The organism is Streptomyces sp. NPDC096339 (assembly GCF_044762985.1).
Classification (GTDB): domain Bacteria; phylum Actinomycetota; class Actinomycetes; order Streptomycetales; family Streptomycetaceae; genus Streptomyces.
Genome location: NZ_JBIWFI010000055.1, coordinates 1 through 16,012 on the forward strand (window position 1 = coordinate 1; position 16,012 = coordinate 16,012).

Genomic DNA, 16,012 nt, shown 5'->3' on the forward strand with positions numbered 1-16,012 from the left:
ACCGGCTGCATGGGGGGTTGGTCCGCGGGGGCGCCGGGCGCCAGGCCCCCGCCCGCCGCCCCCCCCCCCGGGGCGGGGGGGGGCCCCCCCGGGGGGGGGGGGCCCCCCGCGGGGGGCGCCCCCCTCTCGTTCCGCCCGGTCGGGCGGTCGGAAGCCGTGACCGGAATCGAACCGGCGTAACTCGCTTTGCAGGCGAGTCCCTCAACCACTCGGGCACACGGCTGTGTGGTGGTGATGGACATGACCGTACGGGGGCCCGGGGAGGCGGGGAAGGGTTCCGCGCGGGATGCAATGCGACTGCCATGCCGCGTTCACAGTCCGGGGAGGACCAGGACCGGAGACGGAGGTCCGGATCCGTCTAATTGACAGGGTCGAGAAGCGGCTACGCACCTTACTCTGGGGCGATGAGCGCCCTTGAACCCCGTGTGCCCCAGATAGCCGCCGAGCCGGTCCCGGCCCCTTCGCCGGGCGGGATCCTCGGGGCCGCGTACCGGACGCTCAGTGTCGGGATCATCTCCGTCGTCTTCCTGATCGCCTTCGAGGCCACCGCCGTCGGGACGGCCATGCCCGTCGCCGCGCGGGAGCTGGACGGGGTCGGGCTGTACGCCTTCGGGTTCTCGGCCTATTTCACGACCAGCCTGTTCGGGATGGTGCTGTCCGGGCAGTGGGCCGACCGGCAGGGGCCTCTGAGGCCGCTGACCGTCGGGATCGCCTCGTTCGCCGCGGGGCTCGTCATCTCCGGCACCGCCCAGGTCATGGGCGTGTTCGTGCTCGGGCGGGCCGTGCAGGGCTTCGGTGGCGGGCTGGTCATCGTCGCGCTGTACGTGGTCGTGAGCAGGGCGTACGAGGAACGGCTGCGGCCCGCGATCATGGCGGCCTTCGCCGCGAGCTGGGTGGTGCCGTCGATCGTCGGGCCGCTGGCCTCCGGGACCGTCACCGAGCACCTCGGATGGCGGTGGGTGTTCCTCGGGATTCCGGTGCTGGTGCTCGTGCCGCTGTGCGTCGCGCTGCCCGCGATACGGCGCACCGCCTCCGGGCCCGTCGGCGGGGAGCCCGTGGCCTTCGACCGGCGGCGGATCCGGCTGGCCTTCGGGATCTCGCTGGGGGCGGGGCTGCTGCAGTACGGCGCGCAGGACCTGAAGTGGTGGTCCCTGGTGCCGGGCGTCGCCGGGGTGGCGTTGCTGGTCCCCGCCGTGCTGGGGCTGCTGCCGCGCGGGACCTACCGGGCGCGGCGCGGGCTGCCGTCGGTGGTGCTGCTGCGCGGGGTGGCCGCGGGGTCGTTCATCGCGGCGGAGAGTTTCGTGCCGCTGATGCTGGTGACCCAGCGGGGGCTGAGCCCGACCATGGCCGGGTTCTCGCTCGCGCTCGGCGGGGTCACGTGGGCGGGCGGCTCCTGGGTGCAGTCGAAGGGGCGGATGGCTCCGTACCGGGAGCGGCTGATGGTGGCCGGGATGGTGATGGTGGCGCTGGCCATCGCCGGGGCGCCGGCCGTGCTGATCGAGTCGGTGCCGGTGTGGACGGTGGCGGTCGCCTGGGCGGTGGGCTGTCTGGGCATGGGGCTCGTCATCGGCTCCACGAGCGTGCTGCTGCTGAAGCTGTCGGCGCCGCAGGAGGCCGGGGCGAACTCGGCGGCCCTGCAGATTTCCGACGCGCTGGCCAACGTGGTGCTGCTGGCGGCCGGGGGCGCCGCGTTCGCGGCGCTGGGCGGGGGAGCGGTGGGTGCCGCGCACGCCGTGACCGCCGAGGGGGCGGGGGCCTCGCACCCGGCCGCCTTCGTGGTGGTGTTCCTGCCGATGGCCTGCGTGGCGCTGGTGGGGGCGTGGGTCGCGACCCGGCTGGACGGTCCGGCCGGTCCGGCCGGTCCGGCCTAGAAAAGCCGTGGTACCGCGTGGTACCGCTGGATACCGTCGACGCATGGCCGGACTCAACGTCAGATTCACCGAAGAAGAGCTCGAAGCCCTGCGCAAGCGCGCCGAGGCGGAGGGACGCAGCATGCAGTCCTTCGTGCACGACGCCGTCATGGCGGCTGTGGACGAGCACTCCCGCCTGTTCGACGAGGCGGCGGAGCACGTCCTGAAGGCGAGCGCCGAGCTCAACCGGAGACTCGCGTGATGCGCCACGTCACGCTGGCCGAGCTGCTGAACCTCACGGAGCGTCTCGGGGCGGATGAGGTGCGCGACTACGGTCTGCTCGACTCGGCCGTCGCCCGCCCGCAGGCGAGCGTGTTCGGTCAGGACGCCTACCCGGACATCTGGCAGAAGGCGGCGGCCCTGATGGAGTCGCTGGCCCGCAACCACGGACTCGTGGACGGGAACAAGCGCATCGCCTGGTACACGACCTGGGTCTTCCTGCACGTGAACGGCCATCCGCTCGATTCCGAGTTCGACGTCGACGAGGCGGAACGGTTCGTCCTGGACGTCTGCCAGGGGGCGCTCGACGTCCCCGAGATCGCTGCGCGCCTGCCGGGATTCGCGACCTGAGACGGTGGTGCGCGGCCACCGGCTGAGACGCCGGTGTGACCCTCGCCGCACCGCCCGAGGTCACGGGCCTGTCCCTCCGCGAGGGGCGGGCCCGGCCCGGTAGGGTGGCCCGGTTGTCCTACGTACGACTGTTGAACTGCCGAGAGCGACGAACCGGGGACCGTGACTACTACCGCCTCCCACCACCTCTCACCCGCCTTCCCCGGCCGCGCGCCGTGGGGCACCGCCAGCAAGCTGCGTGCCTGGCAGGAGGGTGCCCTGACCCGGTACATCGAGACGCAGCCGCGGGACTTCCTCGCGGTCGCGACCCCCGGCGCCGGCAAGACGACCTTCGCGCTGACCCTCGCCTCGTGGCTGCTGCACCACCACGTCGTGCAGCAGGTCACAGTGGTCGCGCCGACCGAGCACCTGAAGAAGCAGTGGGCGGAGGCGGCGGCCCGGATAGGCATCCGGCTGGACCCCGAGTACTCGGCGGGACCGCTCAGCAAGGACTACCACGGGGTCGCCGTCACCTACGCCGGTGTCGGCGTGCGGCCGATGCTGCACCGCAACCGGTGCGAGCAGCGCAAGACCCTCGTGATCCTCGACGAGATCCACCACGCCGGCGACTCCAAATCCTGGGGCGAGGCCTGCCTCGAAGCCTTCGACCCGGCGACGCGGCGCCTCGCGCTGACCGGTACGCCCTTCCGGTCCGACACGAACCCCATCCCCTTCGTGACGTACGAAGAGGGCAACGACGGGATCCGGCGCTCCTCCGCCGACTACACCTACGGCTACGGCAACGCGCTCGGCGACGGCGTCGTCCGGCCCGTGATCTTCCTGTCCTACAGCGGCAACATGCGCTGGCGCACCAAGGCGGGCGACGAGATCGCCGCCCGGCTCGGCGAGCCGATGACCAAGGACGCCATCTCCCAGGCCTGGCGCACGGCCCTGGACCCGCGCGGCGACTGGATGCCGAACGTGCTCCGCGCCGCCGACCAGCGCCTGACGGAGGTCAGGAAGGGCATCCCGGACGCGGGCGGCCTCGTCATCGCCTCCGACCAGGACTCGGCGCGCGCCTACGCCAAGCTGATCCGCGAGATCACGGGCACGAAGGCGACCCTGGTGCTCTCCGACGACACCGGGGCCTCGAAGAACATCGACACCTTCAGCGGGAACGACGACCGCTGGATGGTCGCGGTCCGCATGGTGTCCGAGGGCGTCGACGTACCGCGCCTCGCGGTGGGCGTGTACGCGACGACGATCTCGACCCCGCTGTTCTTCGCGCAGGCCGTCGGCCGCTTCGTGCGATCACGCAGGCGCGGCGAGACCGCATCGGTGTTCCTTCCGACCATTCCTTATCTCCTCGGTTTCGCCAATGAGATGGAAGTCGAGCGCGACCACGTCCTCGACAAGCCCAAGAAGCAGGGCGAGGAGGATCCGTACGCCGAGTCCGAGAAGGAGATGGACGAGGCGAACAAGCAGGAGGACGAGGACACCGGCGAGGACGAGCAGATGTCCTTCGAGGCGCTGGAGTCCGACGCGGTCTTCGACCGGGTGCTGTACGACGGTGCCGAATTCGGCATGCAGGCACACCCCGGCAGCGAGGAGGAGCAGGACTACCTCGGCATCCCCGGGCTGCTGGAGCCGGACCAGGTGCAGATGCTGCTCCAGAAGCGGCAGTCGCGGCAGATCGCGCACAGCCGCCGCAAGCCGGACTCCGAAGCCGACCTGCTGGAGCTGCCCGCGGAGCGGCGGCCGGTGGTCTCCCACAAGGAGCTGCTGGAGCTGCGGAAATCGCTGAACACGATGGTGGGTGCCTACGTCCACCAGAGCGGCAAGCCGCACGGCGTGATCCACACCGAGCTGCGCCGGGTCTGCGGCGGCCCGCCGAGCGCCGAGGCGACGGCAGGGCAGATCCGGGAGCGGATCAAGAAGGTGCAGGAGTGGGCGACCCGGATGCGGTGAGCGCTGCCGCGGGCCGGGTGGGGTGAGAGCGGGCGCGGCCTCGGGTGCGGCTGCCCGCAGCGGCTGACCGCAGCGGGGGCGCCCGGCGGGCCGGGCACGCGCCGGATGTTACGGAGCGTGATGGGTTTCGGTGCGGAGCATCGTACGGACGACGGCCGTTCCGGGGCTCCGGCCGGCCTGTGCGGTCCTACAGGAGGGCTCCGCCGGGCGAGCGGCGAAACGGTCCGGCGGGCCTCCAGGAACCGGCATAAACGGGTTGTAGGCGCCCGGATTCTGGACGAGGCCTTCCGCTGAGCGGACCTGCTCGCTAATGTCCCCGCATCAACGCACCGTGGCAGCGCCGCCGCGGGAGCGCAGCCGGTGCAATGGCCGCTACCGGCGGCCTCTCCGTGCGTCGCCGTGGGACCGGCGACGCGCGTCACCCGAGAGTCACCGCCGCTCACCGAAAGAGGGAGAGGCGTCGTGACCGCGGAAACCTCCCAGACTCTCGACAGAGGGCTCAGAGTCCTCAAACTGCTCGCCGACACCGACCACGGTCTGACCGTCACCGAGCTCTCCAACCGCCTCGGTGTCAACCGCACCGTGGTCTACCGACTCCTCGCCACGCTCGAACAGCACGCCCTGGTCCGCCGTGACCTCGGCGGCCGGGCCCGCGTCGGGCTCGGGGTGCTGCGGCTGGGGCGGCAGGTGCACCCGTTGGTGCGCGAAGCCGCGCTGCCCGCGCTGCGGTCCCTCGCCGAGGACATCGGTGCCACCGCGCACCTGACCCTCGTCGACGGGTCCGAGGCGCTCGCCGTCGCCGTCGTGGAGCCGACCTGGACCGACTACCACGTGGCCTACCGGGCCGGCTTCCGCCACCCGCTGGACCGCGGGGCCGCCGGGCGGGCCATTCTGGCCGCCCGTCAGGGCTCCCTGATCGAACCGGGGTACACGCTGACCCACGGGGAGCTCGAAGCGGGCGCCAGTGGCGCTGCCGCGCCGCTGGTGGGCATCACCGGGCTGGAGGGCAGCGTGGGCGTCGTCATGCTGGCCGACGCGGTGCCGGAGCGGGTGGGGCCGCGGGTGGTCGACGCGGCGCGGGAAGTCGCCGACGCCCTTCGCTAGGCCGCCGGCTCGGCGGTTCTCCCGTCGCTGCCGGTGCGTTGCCGGGTGCGGCGCCGTTGCCGGGGGCTCTGCCCCCGGACCCCCGCGCCTCGAACGCCGGCGAGGCCGGGTTTGCCCTGCGGGCAATTCCAGCCCGCCTGGGCGCATGTTGCGCTGCGCGTACTTGCCGGCTCGTGTCGGCCGGATTCAGCCCCTCCGGCGTTTGAGGAGCGGGGTCTGGGGCGTAGCCCCGGGAGCGTGAGCCGCCCGCGCGATTGAGGCGCGGGGCTGGGGTGGGGTGGGCCCCGCTAGATTGGGCGGGTGCTCTCTCGTCTCATGCGTCTGTCGCGTCCCGCCGCACTGGCCGTCTGCGCCGTGCCCGTGGTCGGCCTGTTCGCCGTCGCGGCCCTCGCGCCCCTGCCGTTCGTGATCGCCCAGCCCGGGCTCACGGCCGACGTGCTGGGCGAGCGGGACGGCAAGGCCGTCATCTCCGTCTCCGGCGCCCCGACCCGGGACACCAAGGGCCAGCTCCGGATGACGACCATCGAGGCCACCGGGCCCTCCACCACGGTGAACCTGGCCGATCTCGTCGGCGACTGGTTCGATCCGGCCCGGGCGGTCATGCCCAGGGAGGTCGTCTACTCCTCGGGCGGAAGCGACAAGGAGATCGAAGAACACAATCTGGAGGAAATGGCCAAGTCGCAGTCGGCCGCCTCCGACGCCGCCCTCGGCTACCTCCACAAGAACCCGCAGGACGTGAAGGTCGACCTCAACCTCGCCGACGTCGGCGGCCCGAGCGCCGGGCTGCTCTTCTCCCTCGGCATCGTCGACAAGCTCGACGGCGACGGCAGCGGAGGCGACCTCACCGGCGGGCGCACCATCGCCGGTACGGGCACCATCACCCCCGACGGGAAGGTCGGCGCGGTCGGAGGCGTGGCGCTGAAGACCCAGGCCGCGCGACGCGACGGGGCGACCGTGTTCCTCGTGCCGAAGGCCGAGTGCTCGGACGCGCTCTCGGAACTCCCCGAGGGGCTACGGCTGGTCCCCGTCACTTCGCTGACGGATGCGGTGAACGCCCTTCGCGCGCTGAACCGGGGAGAGGACTCCGTTCCGTCCTGCTGAGCGGGTACCCGGGCTCCATCGCGCGCCACGCCGGGAAGACCAGCGGGGCCAGAGTCGTCAGCAGGTAGACGCCGCCGAACACCAGCAGCGCGCGCGCCGCCCCGAAACCGTCGACCAGCAGGCCGGCGGCGAGTCCGCCCACCGGCATGGTCAGCTCGCAGCCCGCCGTGGTCACCCCGGAGACGCGGCTGCGCAGCCGCTCCGGCACCTGCTCGTACATCACCGTGGACAGGATCGGGTTGAGCATGCCCGCGCCCAGACCGGCCAGGGCCATCGTCACGGCGAGCGGGAGCGTGGTGTCGGTGAACGCGGCCACCACGTAGCGGGTGGCCCCGGAGGCGAGGAAGGCCGCCGCGAAGACGGTCCTGCGCGGGAAGCGTTCGCCCCACACCCCGTAGAGCAGGGCGCCCAGCAGGGCGGAGCCGCCGAAGAGGGCGACCAGCAGGCCCATGGCGGTGGCCCCGCCGAGGGCGTCGCGGGCGTGCACGGGCAGCAGTACGGAGGACCAGCCCTGGTCGAGGCCGTTGGTCATCATCACCATCACGGTGATGCCCAGCAGCAGCCGGGAACGCGTCAGGAAGATCCAACCCTCGGCGAGTTCGGTCCGGTAGACGGCGAACGACACCTTCTCGGCGCTGCGTTGGGGCTCGGCGGCGGGGACCCCGCGCAGGAAGGCGAAGACCAGCAGCGCCGACGCCCCGAAGGTCGCCGCGTCCAGCAGCAGTACGGTCTCGGCGCCGAAGGCCGCGATCAGTACGCCGGCCAGCGCGGCCCCGATCATCCGCGCTCCGCGCGAGACCGCGTCGTACAGGCTCGCGGCCCGCGCCATGGTGGTGCCGGCGTGCTCGGCGAGGTTGGGCAGGAGCACGTGGCGGGCGGTCATGCCCGGGGTGTGCACGAGGCCGCCGAGGGCCATCAGAGCGCACAGCATCCAGAACTCCAGCACGCCCGCGTGGTGCAGGAGCGGGATCGCGCCGACCGCCAGACCGCAGATCACGTCGGAGGCGGCGGAGACCCGGCGGCGCCCGAGCCGGTCGATGACCGGACCGCCGACCAGGGCCGCCACGATGATGGGCAGCGTCGCGCAGAAGGCGACGACACCGGCCCGGCCGGCGCTGCCCGTGGTCTGGAGCACGAACCACGGGACGCCGATCAGGGTGAGCGAACTTCCGGCTATGGAGATCGTGTTGGCGGCCAGGACCGCCGTGAACGGGCGCCTGCTCATGCCGCGTGGTGGTGTCGCAGGCGGGTGTGGATGTGGGCAGGGCTCAACAGGCGGACCCCGGCGGCGATCAGGGCCTCGCCGAGCCGGTCGCGCAGGGCGGGGGCGGTGTGCACCTCGGTGGCGAGGCGCCAGGCGGCGGCCTCGGCGGCCAGCTCGGTGGTGCGGGTGGTGTGGTCGGCGGTGTGGGTGAAGGCGTGCACGGTCGTACTCCTTCTGGGAACGGCGGGTGTGGCGGCGTGGCCGGGGTGGTGGCTACTTGCCGCTGCGACGGGGGAACGCGTGCGAGTGGACGCGGACCGTCTCCATGCCCTCGACGGGGGGCAGGTCCCGGTAGCTGTTGACCAAGTCGTGCATCCTGTGGATCAGTTCGAGGGTCTGCTCGGGTGTCAGGCGCAGGGTGTAGTCGCTGATCTCCGAGGCCCGGCGCCATTCCTTGGGCCAGTTGAGGGCGTCGCCGAGCCAGGTGCTCACCTCCTGCATGTGGGTCGTCGCGATCTCGTGCAGGAAGGTGTCGGCGGCGCCGCGGGTCTCCGGGTCGCCGTCGTACATCAGCGCCTCGTCGAACCGGGTGCCGTCGTGGGCGGCCCGCCACCAGCGCTCGCGGCCCTTGCCGTGCTCGGGGGCGTCCTCGACGAACCCGTGCGCGGCCAGCTGGCGCAGGTGGTAGCTGGTGGCTCCGCTGGACTCCCCGAGTCGCTCGGCGAGCTGGGAGGCGGTGGCCGGCCCGTGGTTACGCAGGGCGGCGAGCATGCGCATGCGCAGGGGATGGGCGAGGCCGCGCAGTGAACGGGCGTCGAGGGTACGGACTTTGGGTTCGACGGGCTGCGTGCGCTGCGTGGGCTGCGTGGGCTGGGTGGCCTGGGTGGCCTGGGTGGCCTGGGCGGGCTCGTCGGGCAGGTTCGGCTCGGGCTTCTCGGGCATGGCTCGACAGTAGAGTTGCAAAGACTCCTATGCAAGGGTTTCTTTGCAACGTCTTCTTTGGAACTCCTCCCTCCGGAAGCGCGGTTCAGCGGTCGTCGTCCTCCGCCGCCTGCTCGACCAGCGGGATGATCCGCAGCGGCACCGGGTTCTCCATCACGATCGCCGTCGAAGCCCGGACGATCCCCTCGAAGCCGACGACCCGGTCGATCACCCGCTGCAGATCGGCGTTGGACCGGGCCACGAGCCGGCACAGCATGTCCCCGTGCCCGGTGGTCGTGTGCAGCTCCAGCACCTCCGGCACCCCGGCCAGATGGGCCCGTACGTCGGCGCCCTGGCCCTGCTTGATCTCCAGGGTGGCGAAGGCGGTCACCGGGTACCCCAGCGCGGCCGGATCGACCTGCGGGCCGAAACCGCGGATCACCCCGTTCGACTGGAGCCGGTCCAGACGCGCCTGCACCGTCCCGCGGGCCACACCCAGCCGGCGCGAGGCCTCCAGCACCCCGATCCGGGGCTCGCGGGCGAGCAGGACGATGAGACGGCCGTCGAGGTCGTCGATACCCATGGGGCCTCCGTGGCGAGGGAACGGGCTACGGGTGGTCATAGTGCACAGATCTCGCAGTCATCCTGCGGCTGTCCTGGTCAATATGTACAGCGGAAATGGAAACTATTGCGCAGCTTGTGGATCGGCGGGACTCTGCGCTCATGACTGAGACCCTCGAAACCACCCCCACCACCGCGCGTGAGGCAGACCCCTTCCCGGTGAAGGGAATGGACGCGGTCGTCTTCGCCGTCGGCAACGCCAAGCAGGCCGCGCACTTCTACTCGACCGCCTTCGGCATGAAGCTCGTGGCGTACTCCGGACCGGAGAACGGCGTTCGCGAGACGGCCAGCTACGTCCTGACCAACGGCGGTGCGCGCTTCGTCCTGACGTCGGTCATCAAGGCGACGACGGACCACGGCCGCTTCCTGGAAGAGCACGTCGCGGCCCACGGCGACGGCGTGATCGACCTCGCCATCGAGGTCCCGGACGTGCGCGCGGCGTACGCGTACGCCGTCGAGCACGGCGCGCGCGGTCTGGACGAGCCGTACGAGGTCAAGGACGAGCACGGCACGGTGACGCTGGCCGCCATCGCCACCTACGGCCAGACCCGCCACACCCTCGTGCAGCGCGACGGCTACACCGGCGTCTACCTGCCCGGCTACGTCGCCGTCGACCCGATGGTCGAGCCCCCGGCCAAGCGCACCTTCCAGGCCATCGACCACTGCGTCGGCAACGTCGAACTCGGCCGCATGAACGAGTGGGTCGCCTTCTACAACAAGGTCATGGGCTTCACGAACATGAAGGAGTTCGTGGGCGACGACATCGCGACCGAGTACTCGGCGCTGATGTCGAAGGTCGTCGCGGACGGCACCCTGAAGGTGAAGTTCCCGATCAACGAGCCGGCGATCGCGAAGAAGAAGTCGCAGATCGACGAGTACCTGGAGTTCTACGGCGGCGCGGGCGTCCAGCACATCGCGCTGGCCACGAACGACATCGTGGCGACCGTGCGGTCGATGCGGGCGGCGGGCGTCCAGTTCCTGGACACGCCGGACTCGTACTACGACACGCTCGGCGAGTGGGCGGGCGAGACGCGGGTTCCCGTCGAGATCCTGCGCGAGCTGAAGATCCTCGTCGACCGCGACGAGGACGGCTACCTGCTGCAGATCTTCACCAAGCCGGTGCAGGACCGGCCGACGGTCTTCTTCGAGATGATCGAGCGCCACGGGTCGATGGGCTTCGGCAAGGGCAACTTCAAGGCCCTGTTCGAGGCGATCGAGCGGGAGCAGGCGAAGCGGGGCAACCTGTAGGTTGCGGTTTCCGGGCCCCTCGGCTGCCGCCGGGGGGTTCGTCCGTGCCGCTCGGCTCCCGCCTGGGGGCCGCCCGTCCGGGCGCGGCGCCGTTGCCGGGGCTCCGCCCCGGGCCCCGCGCCTCAAACGCCGGCGGGGCTGGGTTCGGCGCGGCTCCGCTGCCGGGGGCTCCGCCCCCGGACCCCCGCTCCCCGAACGCCGGCGGGGCTGGGTTCGGGGCGGCTCCGCTGCCGGGGGCTCCGCCCCCGGGCCGCCGCTCCTCGAACGCCGGCGGGGCTGGGTTCGGGGCGGCTCCGCTGCCGGGGGCTCCGCCCCCGGGCCGCCGCTCCTCGAACGCCGGAGGGTTTGGGTTCGGGGCGGCTCCGCTGCCGGGGGCTCTGCCCCCGGGCCGCCGCTCCTCGAACGCCGGAGGGGCTGACAGTGCCCGGGGGAGCTGGAACGTGCCGCCGCGTTGCACGGAGCCGCGCCTGGCGGACGGCATCAGCGAAATCCAGCCCCGCCGGCGTTTGAGGCGCCGCCGGAGGCGAACCCAGCCCCGCCGGCGATTGAGGCGCGGGGCCGGGAGGTGCCCGGAAGGCCCCGCGCAGCGGCAACGTTTTCGCCGTGCACGCCCCGCAGGGGTCGCGACCCCGCGAGGGGAGGGTCGCGGCCCCGTCAGGGGGCGGCGGGGGACGGCTTCGGCGCGGGCTTCGGCGCGGGCTTCGACGCCGGCTTCGCCACCGGCTTCGGCTTCGGGAGCTCCGGGGCCACCCACGGCTTGGTGGGCAGGATGTTCTCCGGGCCGCCCGGCGGCGGCGCGGCGATCGCCGCCAGGGCCTCCTTCGCCAGCGGACCGCGCAGCGGGGAGAAGCCCGGGTTCGTGCGCAGGGCCTCCTGCAAGTGGCGACGGGTCGCGGCCTCGTCGCCGAGGCCGCGCTCGATCATCGCCCGGTGGTACGAGAACTCCGCGTTCCGCAGCCCCGTCTCCGTCGCCTTCGTCGCGTACTCCAGCGCCGCCGCGTCCTCGCCCGACTTGTGCAGCGCCCACCCCAGCGCGTCCGCCACAGCCGCGCTCTTGTGCCGCGACCACTCCTCCGAGAGCCGCCGCACCGCCGCCGCCGGATCGCCGTGGTCCGCCTCGTACAGGCCCAGCACCACGTCGTCGTCGACCCCGTTCGTGCCGTCCCGGGCCGCCAGCCCGCCCAGCATGTCGTACGCCGCCCGCGCCTCCTCCCCGCGCCCCAGCGACTCCAGCAGCTCGCCCAGCTCCCGGGCCACCTGCGGCACCGGGGCCCGCCCCAGCGCCAGCCGGTAGTCCCGGACCGCCTCACCGCCCCGCCCCAGCGCGGCCAGCGCCCGGGCCCGGCCGCCGAGCGCCTGGGCCTGCGCCGGGTCGGCCCGCAGCGCCCCCTCGTAGTGGTCCAGGGCCTGCTGCGTCTCGCCCCGCTCCCAGAACAGCTCCCCGAGCCTGAACAACGCGTACGCCTTCTCCGCCGGGGTCTTCGCGTCACCGGCCGCCTGCTCCATCGCCAGCGCCGCGTCCTCGCGCCAGCCCCGGTCCCGGTACACCTGCGAGGCCCGTACGTACGCCGCCAGACCCGGACGCAGCTCCAGCAGCCGCTCCATCGCCCTCTGCGCGCCCTTGTAGTCGCCGAGCCCCGAGTACGCGTCCACCAGCACCGGGTACGCCGTCCACTGCTTCGGCGCCTGCGCCCGTACGAGCTCGCCCCACTTCTTCGCGGTCCCGAAGTCCCGGCGGGCGTTGGCGAGGGTGCCCATGCCCGTCATCGCCTCGAAGTTGCCCTTCTCGGCCGGGCGGAGCTCCAGCGAACGCTTCAGCGACTTCTCCGCCTTCGGGTACCAGCCCGAATCGGCCGTGCGCCGCGCCTGCTCCAGGTAGGCGGCGCCGAGCACCGCCCATGAAGCCTCGTCGTCCGCGTGCTTGACCAGCCACTTCTCCCGGTCCGCGACCAGCGCCGTCAGATCCACCGCGGCCACGGGCGCGCCCATGCCGACCGCCGACGCGGCCCGTTCGCTCGGCCCCGGCGGGCGGGCGTCGTCACCGGCCTTGACCGGCCTGATGAGCAGGGCCCCGGCGATCAGGACCACCGCGACCGCGGCCGGCACGAGCGTCTTGCGACCGGTGAAGGTCACGGGCGGCGCAGGCTGCTGGGCTTCCTCGACGATGTCCATACGCTCCATGGAGTCACTGTGCGTCAATATGAAGAGCTCGCAGCGGTGTCCGAAGAGCGTCGCGGCCGTGTTCACACCGATGGCCCCGACTGCCACTCTGGTCACATGGAAGACGATGTGGACAACGGATTCGCCCACCTGCGCGCGAGCCTGCTGGACGGACTCCCCGCCGAGGCAGTGATCACCGACCCCGGGGTGACCGCCTCCTACGCCACCGACATGGCCAGCTTCTGCGACGCCGGTACGCCCGCCGTCGTCGTCCTGCCCCGGACCGTGGAACAGGTCCAGCACGTGATGCGCACGGCCACCGCCCTACGGATCCCCGTCGTCCCGCAGGGCGCCCGTACGGGTCTGTCGGGCGGAGCCAACGCCTCCGACGGCTGCATCGTCCTCTCGCTCGTCAAGATGGACCGCATCCTGGAGATCAGCGCCGTCGACCGCATCGCCGTCGTCGAACCCGGTGTCGTCAACGCCGTCCTCTCCCGCGCCGTCGCCGAACAGGGCCTGTACTACCCTCCCGACCCCTCCAGCTGGGAGCAGTGCACCATCGGCGGCAACATCGGAACCGCCTCCGGCGGTCTGTGCTGCGTCAAGTACGGGGTCACCGCCGAATACGTGCTCGGCCTCGACGTGGTCCTGGCCGACGGGCGGCTGCTGCGCACCGGACGGCGCACCGCCAAGGGGGTCGCCGGATACGACCTCACCCGGCTCTTCGTGGGCTCCGAAGGCAGCCTCGGCATCGTCGTCCAGGCCGTCCTCGCCCTGCGGCCCGCCCCGCCCCGGCAGCTCGCGCTGGCCGCCGAGTTCCCCTCCGTCGCCGCCGCCTGCGAAGCCGTCTGCGCCGTCATGGAGGCCGGTCTGACCCCCTCGCTGCTGGAGCTGATGGACCGTACGACCGTCCGCGCCGTCAACGCCCTCGGCAGGATGGGCCTCCCCGAGGAGACCGAGGCGCTGCTCCTCGCCGCCTTCGACACCCCGCACGCCCCCGAGGACCTCGAAGCGGTCGCGAAACTGTGCACGGCCGCCGGAGCCACCGCCGTCGTGCCCGCCGAGGACGAGGCCGAGTCCGAACTGCTGCTCCAGGCACGCCGGATGGCCTTCGTCGGGCTGGAGGCCCTCAGGCCCGCCACGATGATCGACGACGTGTGCGTACCGCGCTCGCGGCTCGCCGAGATGCTGGACGGTACGGCCGCCATCGCCCGTGCGCACGACCTGCTCATCGGGGTCTGCGCGCACGCGGGCGACGGCAACACCCACCCGATCGTCTGCTTCGACCCCGCGGACGAGGACGAGACGCGGCGGGCCCGCGAGTCCTTCGGCGAGATCATGGCCCTGGGACTCTCGCTCGGCGGCACCATCACCGGCGAGCACGGGGTGGGCGTACTGAAGAAGGAATGGCTGGCCCGTGAACTGGGGCCGGTCGGGCTGGAGATGCAGCGGGCGGTCAAGGCCGCCTTCGACCCGCAGGGCCTGCTCAACCCGGGCAAGCTCTTCTGACCCCATCACAGGTCCCCGTCGCCCGACTCGTCCGAGGGCCACGGATCGCGCAGCCACAACTCGTCGGCCGGGGTCGGGGCGAGCAGCTCGGCCAGGGCGTCGTCCAGGCCCAGCCGCTCGGCCTCGGTACCCGGCGGGACGACGCGCAGGGTGCGCTCCAGCCACGCCGACACGGAAGTGGCCGGGGCCTCCAGGAGGGCGTCGCCGTCGGGTGAGCTGAGCGCCATGCAGAGCACGGCCTTGTCGTCGACCTTGGTGGGCCAGACGCGCACGTCGCCGTGACCGCAGGGCCGGAACACCCCCTCGACCAGCAGCTCGCGGGCGAAGGTCCAGTTGACGGGGGTGCTGGAGCCGGTGTGGAAGGTGATGTGCACGGCGTACGGGTCGTCCGTGAGGTAGAGGAGCCGTGCGGGGACGGGGACGCTGCGCTCCGGGGACAGGACCAGCTTGAGTTCCAGCTCGCGCTCGATGACGGGGTGGTGGTGCATGACGGCCTCACTTCGGGGTGTCGCTGTGAGACCGGGATCTGGCCCCACACCCGGAGAGAGCGCCGATGTGCCGGGGTATGACGCGACTTCGCGAGATTGGCCGAATTCTGTCGGCTGACCGAAAGTCGCCGTACGAAACATTCGCCCGAAGGTTTGGATTCTCCCGTTACCACCCCTACCGCACAGGGGTTCTTGGCTATGGTCCTCCCTTGCGCAAGCCTCAAGCCACGATCGGAGTTGGGGACATTGACGGCCTCCCCTGGTGACGGAGAGCACGTGGCCCGTGAGGGCTACTACCCGGATCCGTCCATCCCCGGGTACGTCCGCTACTGGAACGGCCTGTCCTGGGTACCGGGTACGAGTCGCCCCGCCGCGGCGGTCCCGGCCGCGCGCTCCGAGGAGACGGGGCCGGTGTTCCTGGACGAACCGGTCGCCGAACCGGTGGTGTGGCAGGCCGACCCCGTGCACCAGGCCGGCTTCGGAGGCCCGCGCGACCGCCGCGTCTCCTGGGGGTCCCCGGAACCCCGCCCTGGCATCTCCCTGGCCCGCCCCCCGGCCGCCGAGCCCCTCCGGGAGGACCCCGAACTCCCGCCCCACCGGGCCCGGGAGGGCGCGGGACCGTCCCCGCGGGGCCGGGAGGGTGCGGGGCCGTCCCCGCAGCCCCCGGGATTCGACCTCGGGGGCCCGGTGGACGCCGCGGCGTCCGCACAGGGCCCGGGATTCGACGCCGCGGCGCCGGGCGAGGCCGAACTCCGGCTCGGGCGGGGACGGGAGGGTGCCGGGGAGTTCCCGCAGGGCGCCGAACACGACCACGCCCTCCCCTCCGACCCCTGGAAACGCTCGGCGCCCGAGGAGACCCCACGGCGCCCGCACGGCCCCGGCGCAACCCCTGCGGCCCCGCCCGCCGAGGTCCCGCCCGCCCCCGCCTGGCCCGGCGCCGCCTGGCCCGAAGCCGCCGGGGCCTCCATGTCCGGCATGACGTCCTCCTGGCCCGAGGCCGAACCCCGCCGCGAGCCCGCCCCGCCCCGCGCGGACGAGCCGTGGCCGCCCCGCGCCACGGGCGGCCGCCCGGTGCTGCCGCGGCCCGCGGAAGCCGCCCCGTCCGGACCGCCCCGTACGGACGACGCCGGCCCGGAGGCCTGGTCGCCCCGCCCGGCCGGCACCCGCCCTGTGCTGCCGCGCCCCGCGGAAACCACCCCGTCCCGTGCGGACGACGCCGGCCCGGAGGC

The 16,012-nt window shown here is 72.7% G+C and carries 15 protein-coding genes and 1 tRNA gene; 9 read left to right on the top strand and 7 right to left on the bottom strand.

What is annotated here, in order from left to right; genetic code table 11:
- Positions 1–151: 151 nt before the first annotated feature.
- Positions 152–223 (bottom strand) — tRNA-Cys (locus ACIQ5Y_RS37965).
- Positions 224–404: 181 nt separating this feature from the next.
- Between ACIQ5Y_RS37965 and ACIQ5Y_RS37970 the strand changes: the two genes are divergently transcribed.
- The 6 genes from ACIQ5Y_RS37970 (at position 405) to ACIQ5Y_RS37995 (ending at position 6,632) form a co-directional block, all read left to right on the top strand.
- Entirely contained in the window at positions 405–1,871 is a 1,467-nt protein-coding gene (locus ACIQ5Y_RS37970) for an MFS transporter (RefSeq protein WP_403891486.1), read from the top strand.
- Between the two features lie 43 nt (positions 1,872–1,914).
- The gene (locus tag ACIQ5Y_RS37975; protein ID WP_403891489.1) at positions 1,915–2,112 is read left to right on the top strand and encodes an Arc family DNA-binding protein; all 198 of its coding nucleotides are present in this window, start codon (positions 1,915–1,917) and stop codon (positions 2,110–2,112) included.
- Entirely contained in the window at positions 2,112–2,480 is a 369-nt protein-coding gene (locus ACIQ5Y_RS37980) for a type II toxin-antitoxin system death-on-curing family toxin (RefSeq protein WP_403891492.1), read from the top strand. The genes ACIQ5Y_RS37975 and ACIQ5Y_RS37980 overlap by 1 nt, the downstream gene beginning before the upstream one ends.
- 162 nt (positions 2,481–2,642) lie before the next feature.
- On the top strand, positions 2,643–4,427 hold the full coding sequence (locus ACIQ5Y_RS37985) for a DEAD/DEAH box helicase (RefSeq protein ID WP_403891494.1): 1,785 nt from the start codon (positions 2,643–2,645) through the stop codon (positions 4,425–4,427).
- A 462-nt stretch (positions 4,428–4,889) separates the two neighbouring features.
- On the top strand, positions 4,890–5,531 hold the full coding sequence (locus ACIQ5Y_RS37990; protein ID WP_376658555.1) for an IclR family transcriptional regulator: 642 nt from the start codon (positions 4,890–4,892) through the stop codon (positions 5,529–5,531).
- A 315-nt stretch (positions 5,532–5,846) separates the two neighbouring features.
- A complete protein-coding gene (locus ACIQ5Y_RS37995) occupies positions 5,847–6,632 on the top strand; it encodes a PDZ domain-containing protein (RefSeq protein WP_403891498.1) in 786 nt (261 codons plus the stop codon).
- Here ACIQ5Y_RS37995 and ACIQ5Y_RS38000 read toward each other — a convergent pair.
- The 4 genes from ACIQ5Y_RS38000 to ACIQ5Y_RS38015 form a co-directional block, all read right to left on the bottom strand.
- Positions 6,559–7,857, bottom strand: a complete 1,299-nt coding sequence (locus ACIQ5Y_RS38000; RefSeq protein ID WP_403891501.1) for an MFS transporter — start codon at positions 7,855–7,857, stop codon at positions 6,559–6,561. The two genes, ACIQ5Y_RS37995 and ACIQ5Y_RS38000, sit on opposite strands and share 74 nt — an antisense overlap.
- Entirely contained in the window at positions 7,854–8,057 is a 204-nt protein-coding gene (locus tag ACIQ5Y_RS38005) for a hypothetical protein (RefSeq protein WP_403891504.1), read from the bottom strand. The genes ACIQ5Y_RS38000 and ACIQ5Y_RS38005 overlap by 4 nt, the downstream gene beginning before the upstream one ends.
- Positions 8,058–8,109: 52 nt before the next feature.
- Complete coding sequence (locus ACIQ5Y_RS38010; protein ID WP_403891507.1) at positions 8,110–8,778, bottom strand: ArsR/SmtB family transcription factor; 669 nt, start codon at positions 8,776–8,778, stop codon at positions 8,110–8,112.
- Between the two features lie 85 nt (positions 8,779–8,863).
- Entirely contained in the window at positions 8,864–9,340 is a 477-nt protein-coding gene (locus tag ACIQ5Y_RS38015; protein WP_403891510.1) for an Lrp/AsnC family transcriptional regulator, read from the bottom strand.
- Positions 9,341–9,480: 140 nt separating this feature from the next.
- Between ACIQ5Y_RS38015 and hppD the strand changes: the two genes are divergently transcribed.
- Positions 9,481–10,626, top strand: a complete 1,146-nt coding sequence (hppD, locus tag ACIQ5Y_RS38020; protein ID WP_403891513.1) for a 4-hydroxyphenylpyruvate dioxygenase — start codon at positions 9,481–9,483, stop codon at positions 10,624–10,626.
- Positions 10,627–11,280: 654 nt separating this feature from the next.
- Here the strand turns inward: hppD and ACIQ5Y_RS38025 are convergent.
- Positions 11,281–12,807, bottom strand: a complete 1,527-nt coding sequence (locus ACIQ5Y_RS38025; protein ID WP_403891516.1) for a tetratricopeptide repeat protein — start codon at positions 12,805–12,807, stop codon at positions 11,281–11,283.
- Positions 12,808–12,903: 96 nt separating this feature from the next.
- On the opposite strand from ACIQ5Y_RS38025, the gene ACIQ5Y_RS38030 reads away from it, so the two are divergent.
- Entirely contained in the window at positions 12,904–14,295 is a 1,392-nt protein-coding gene (locus ACIQ5Y_RS38030; protein WP_403891518.1) for an FAD-binding oxidoreductase, read from the top strand.
- 5 nt (positions 14,296–14,300) lie between these two features.
- Here ACIQ5Y_RS38030 and ACIQ5Y_RS38035 read toward each other — a convergent pair whose 3' ends face one another.
- Positions 14,301–14,783, bottom strand: a complete 483-nt coding sequence (locus ACIQ5Y_RS38035) for an SsgA family sporulation/cell division regulator (RefSeq protein WP_403891521.1) — start codon at positions 14,781–14,783, stop codon at positions 14,301–14,303.
- Positions 14,784–15,059: 276 nt separating this feature from the next.
- Between ACIQ5Y_RS38035 and ACIQ5Y_RS38040 the strand changes: the two genes are divergently transcribed.
- Positions 15,060–16,012, top strand: a 953-nt coding sequence (locus ACIQ5Y_RS38040) for a DUF2510 domain-containing protein (RefSeq protein WP_403891524.1), incomplete at its 3' end; no start/stop codon positions are given.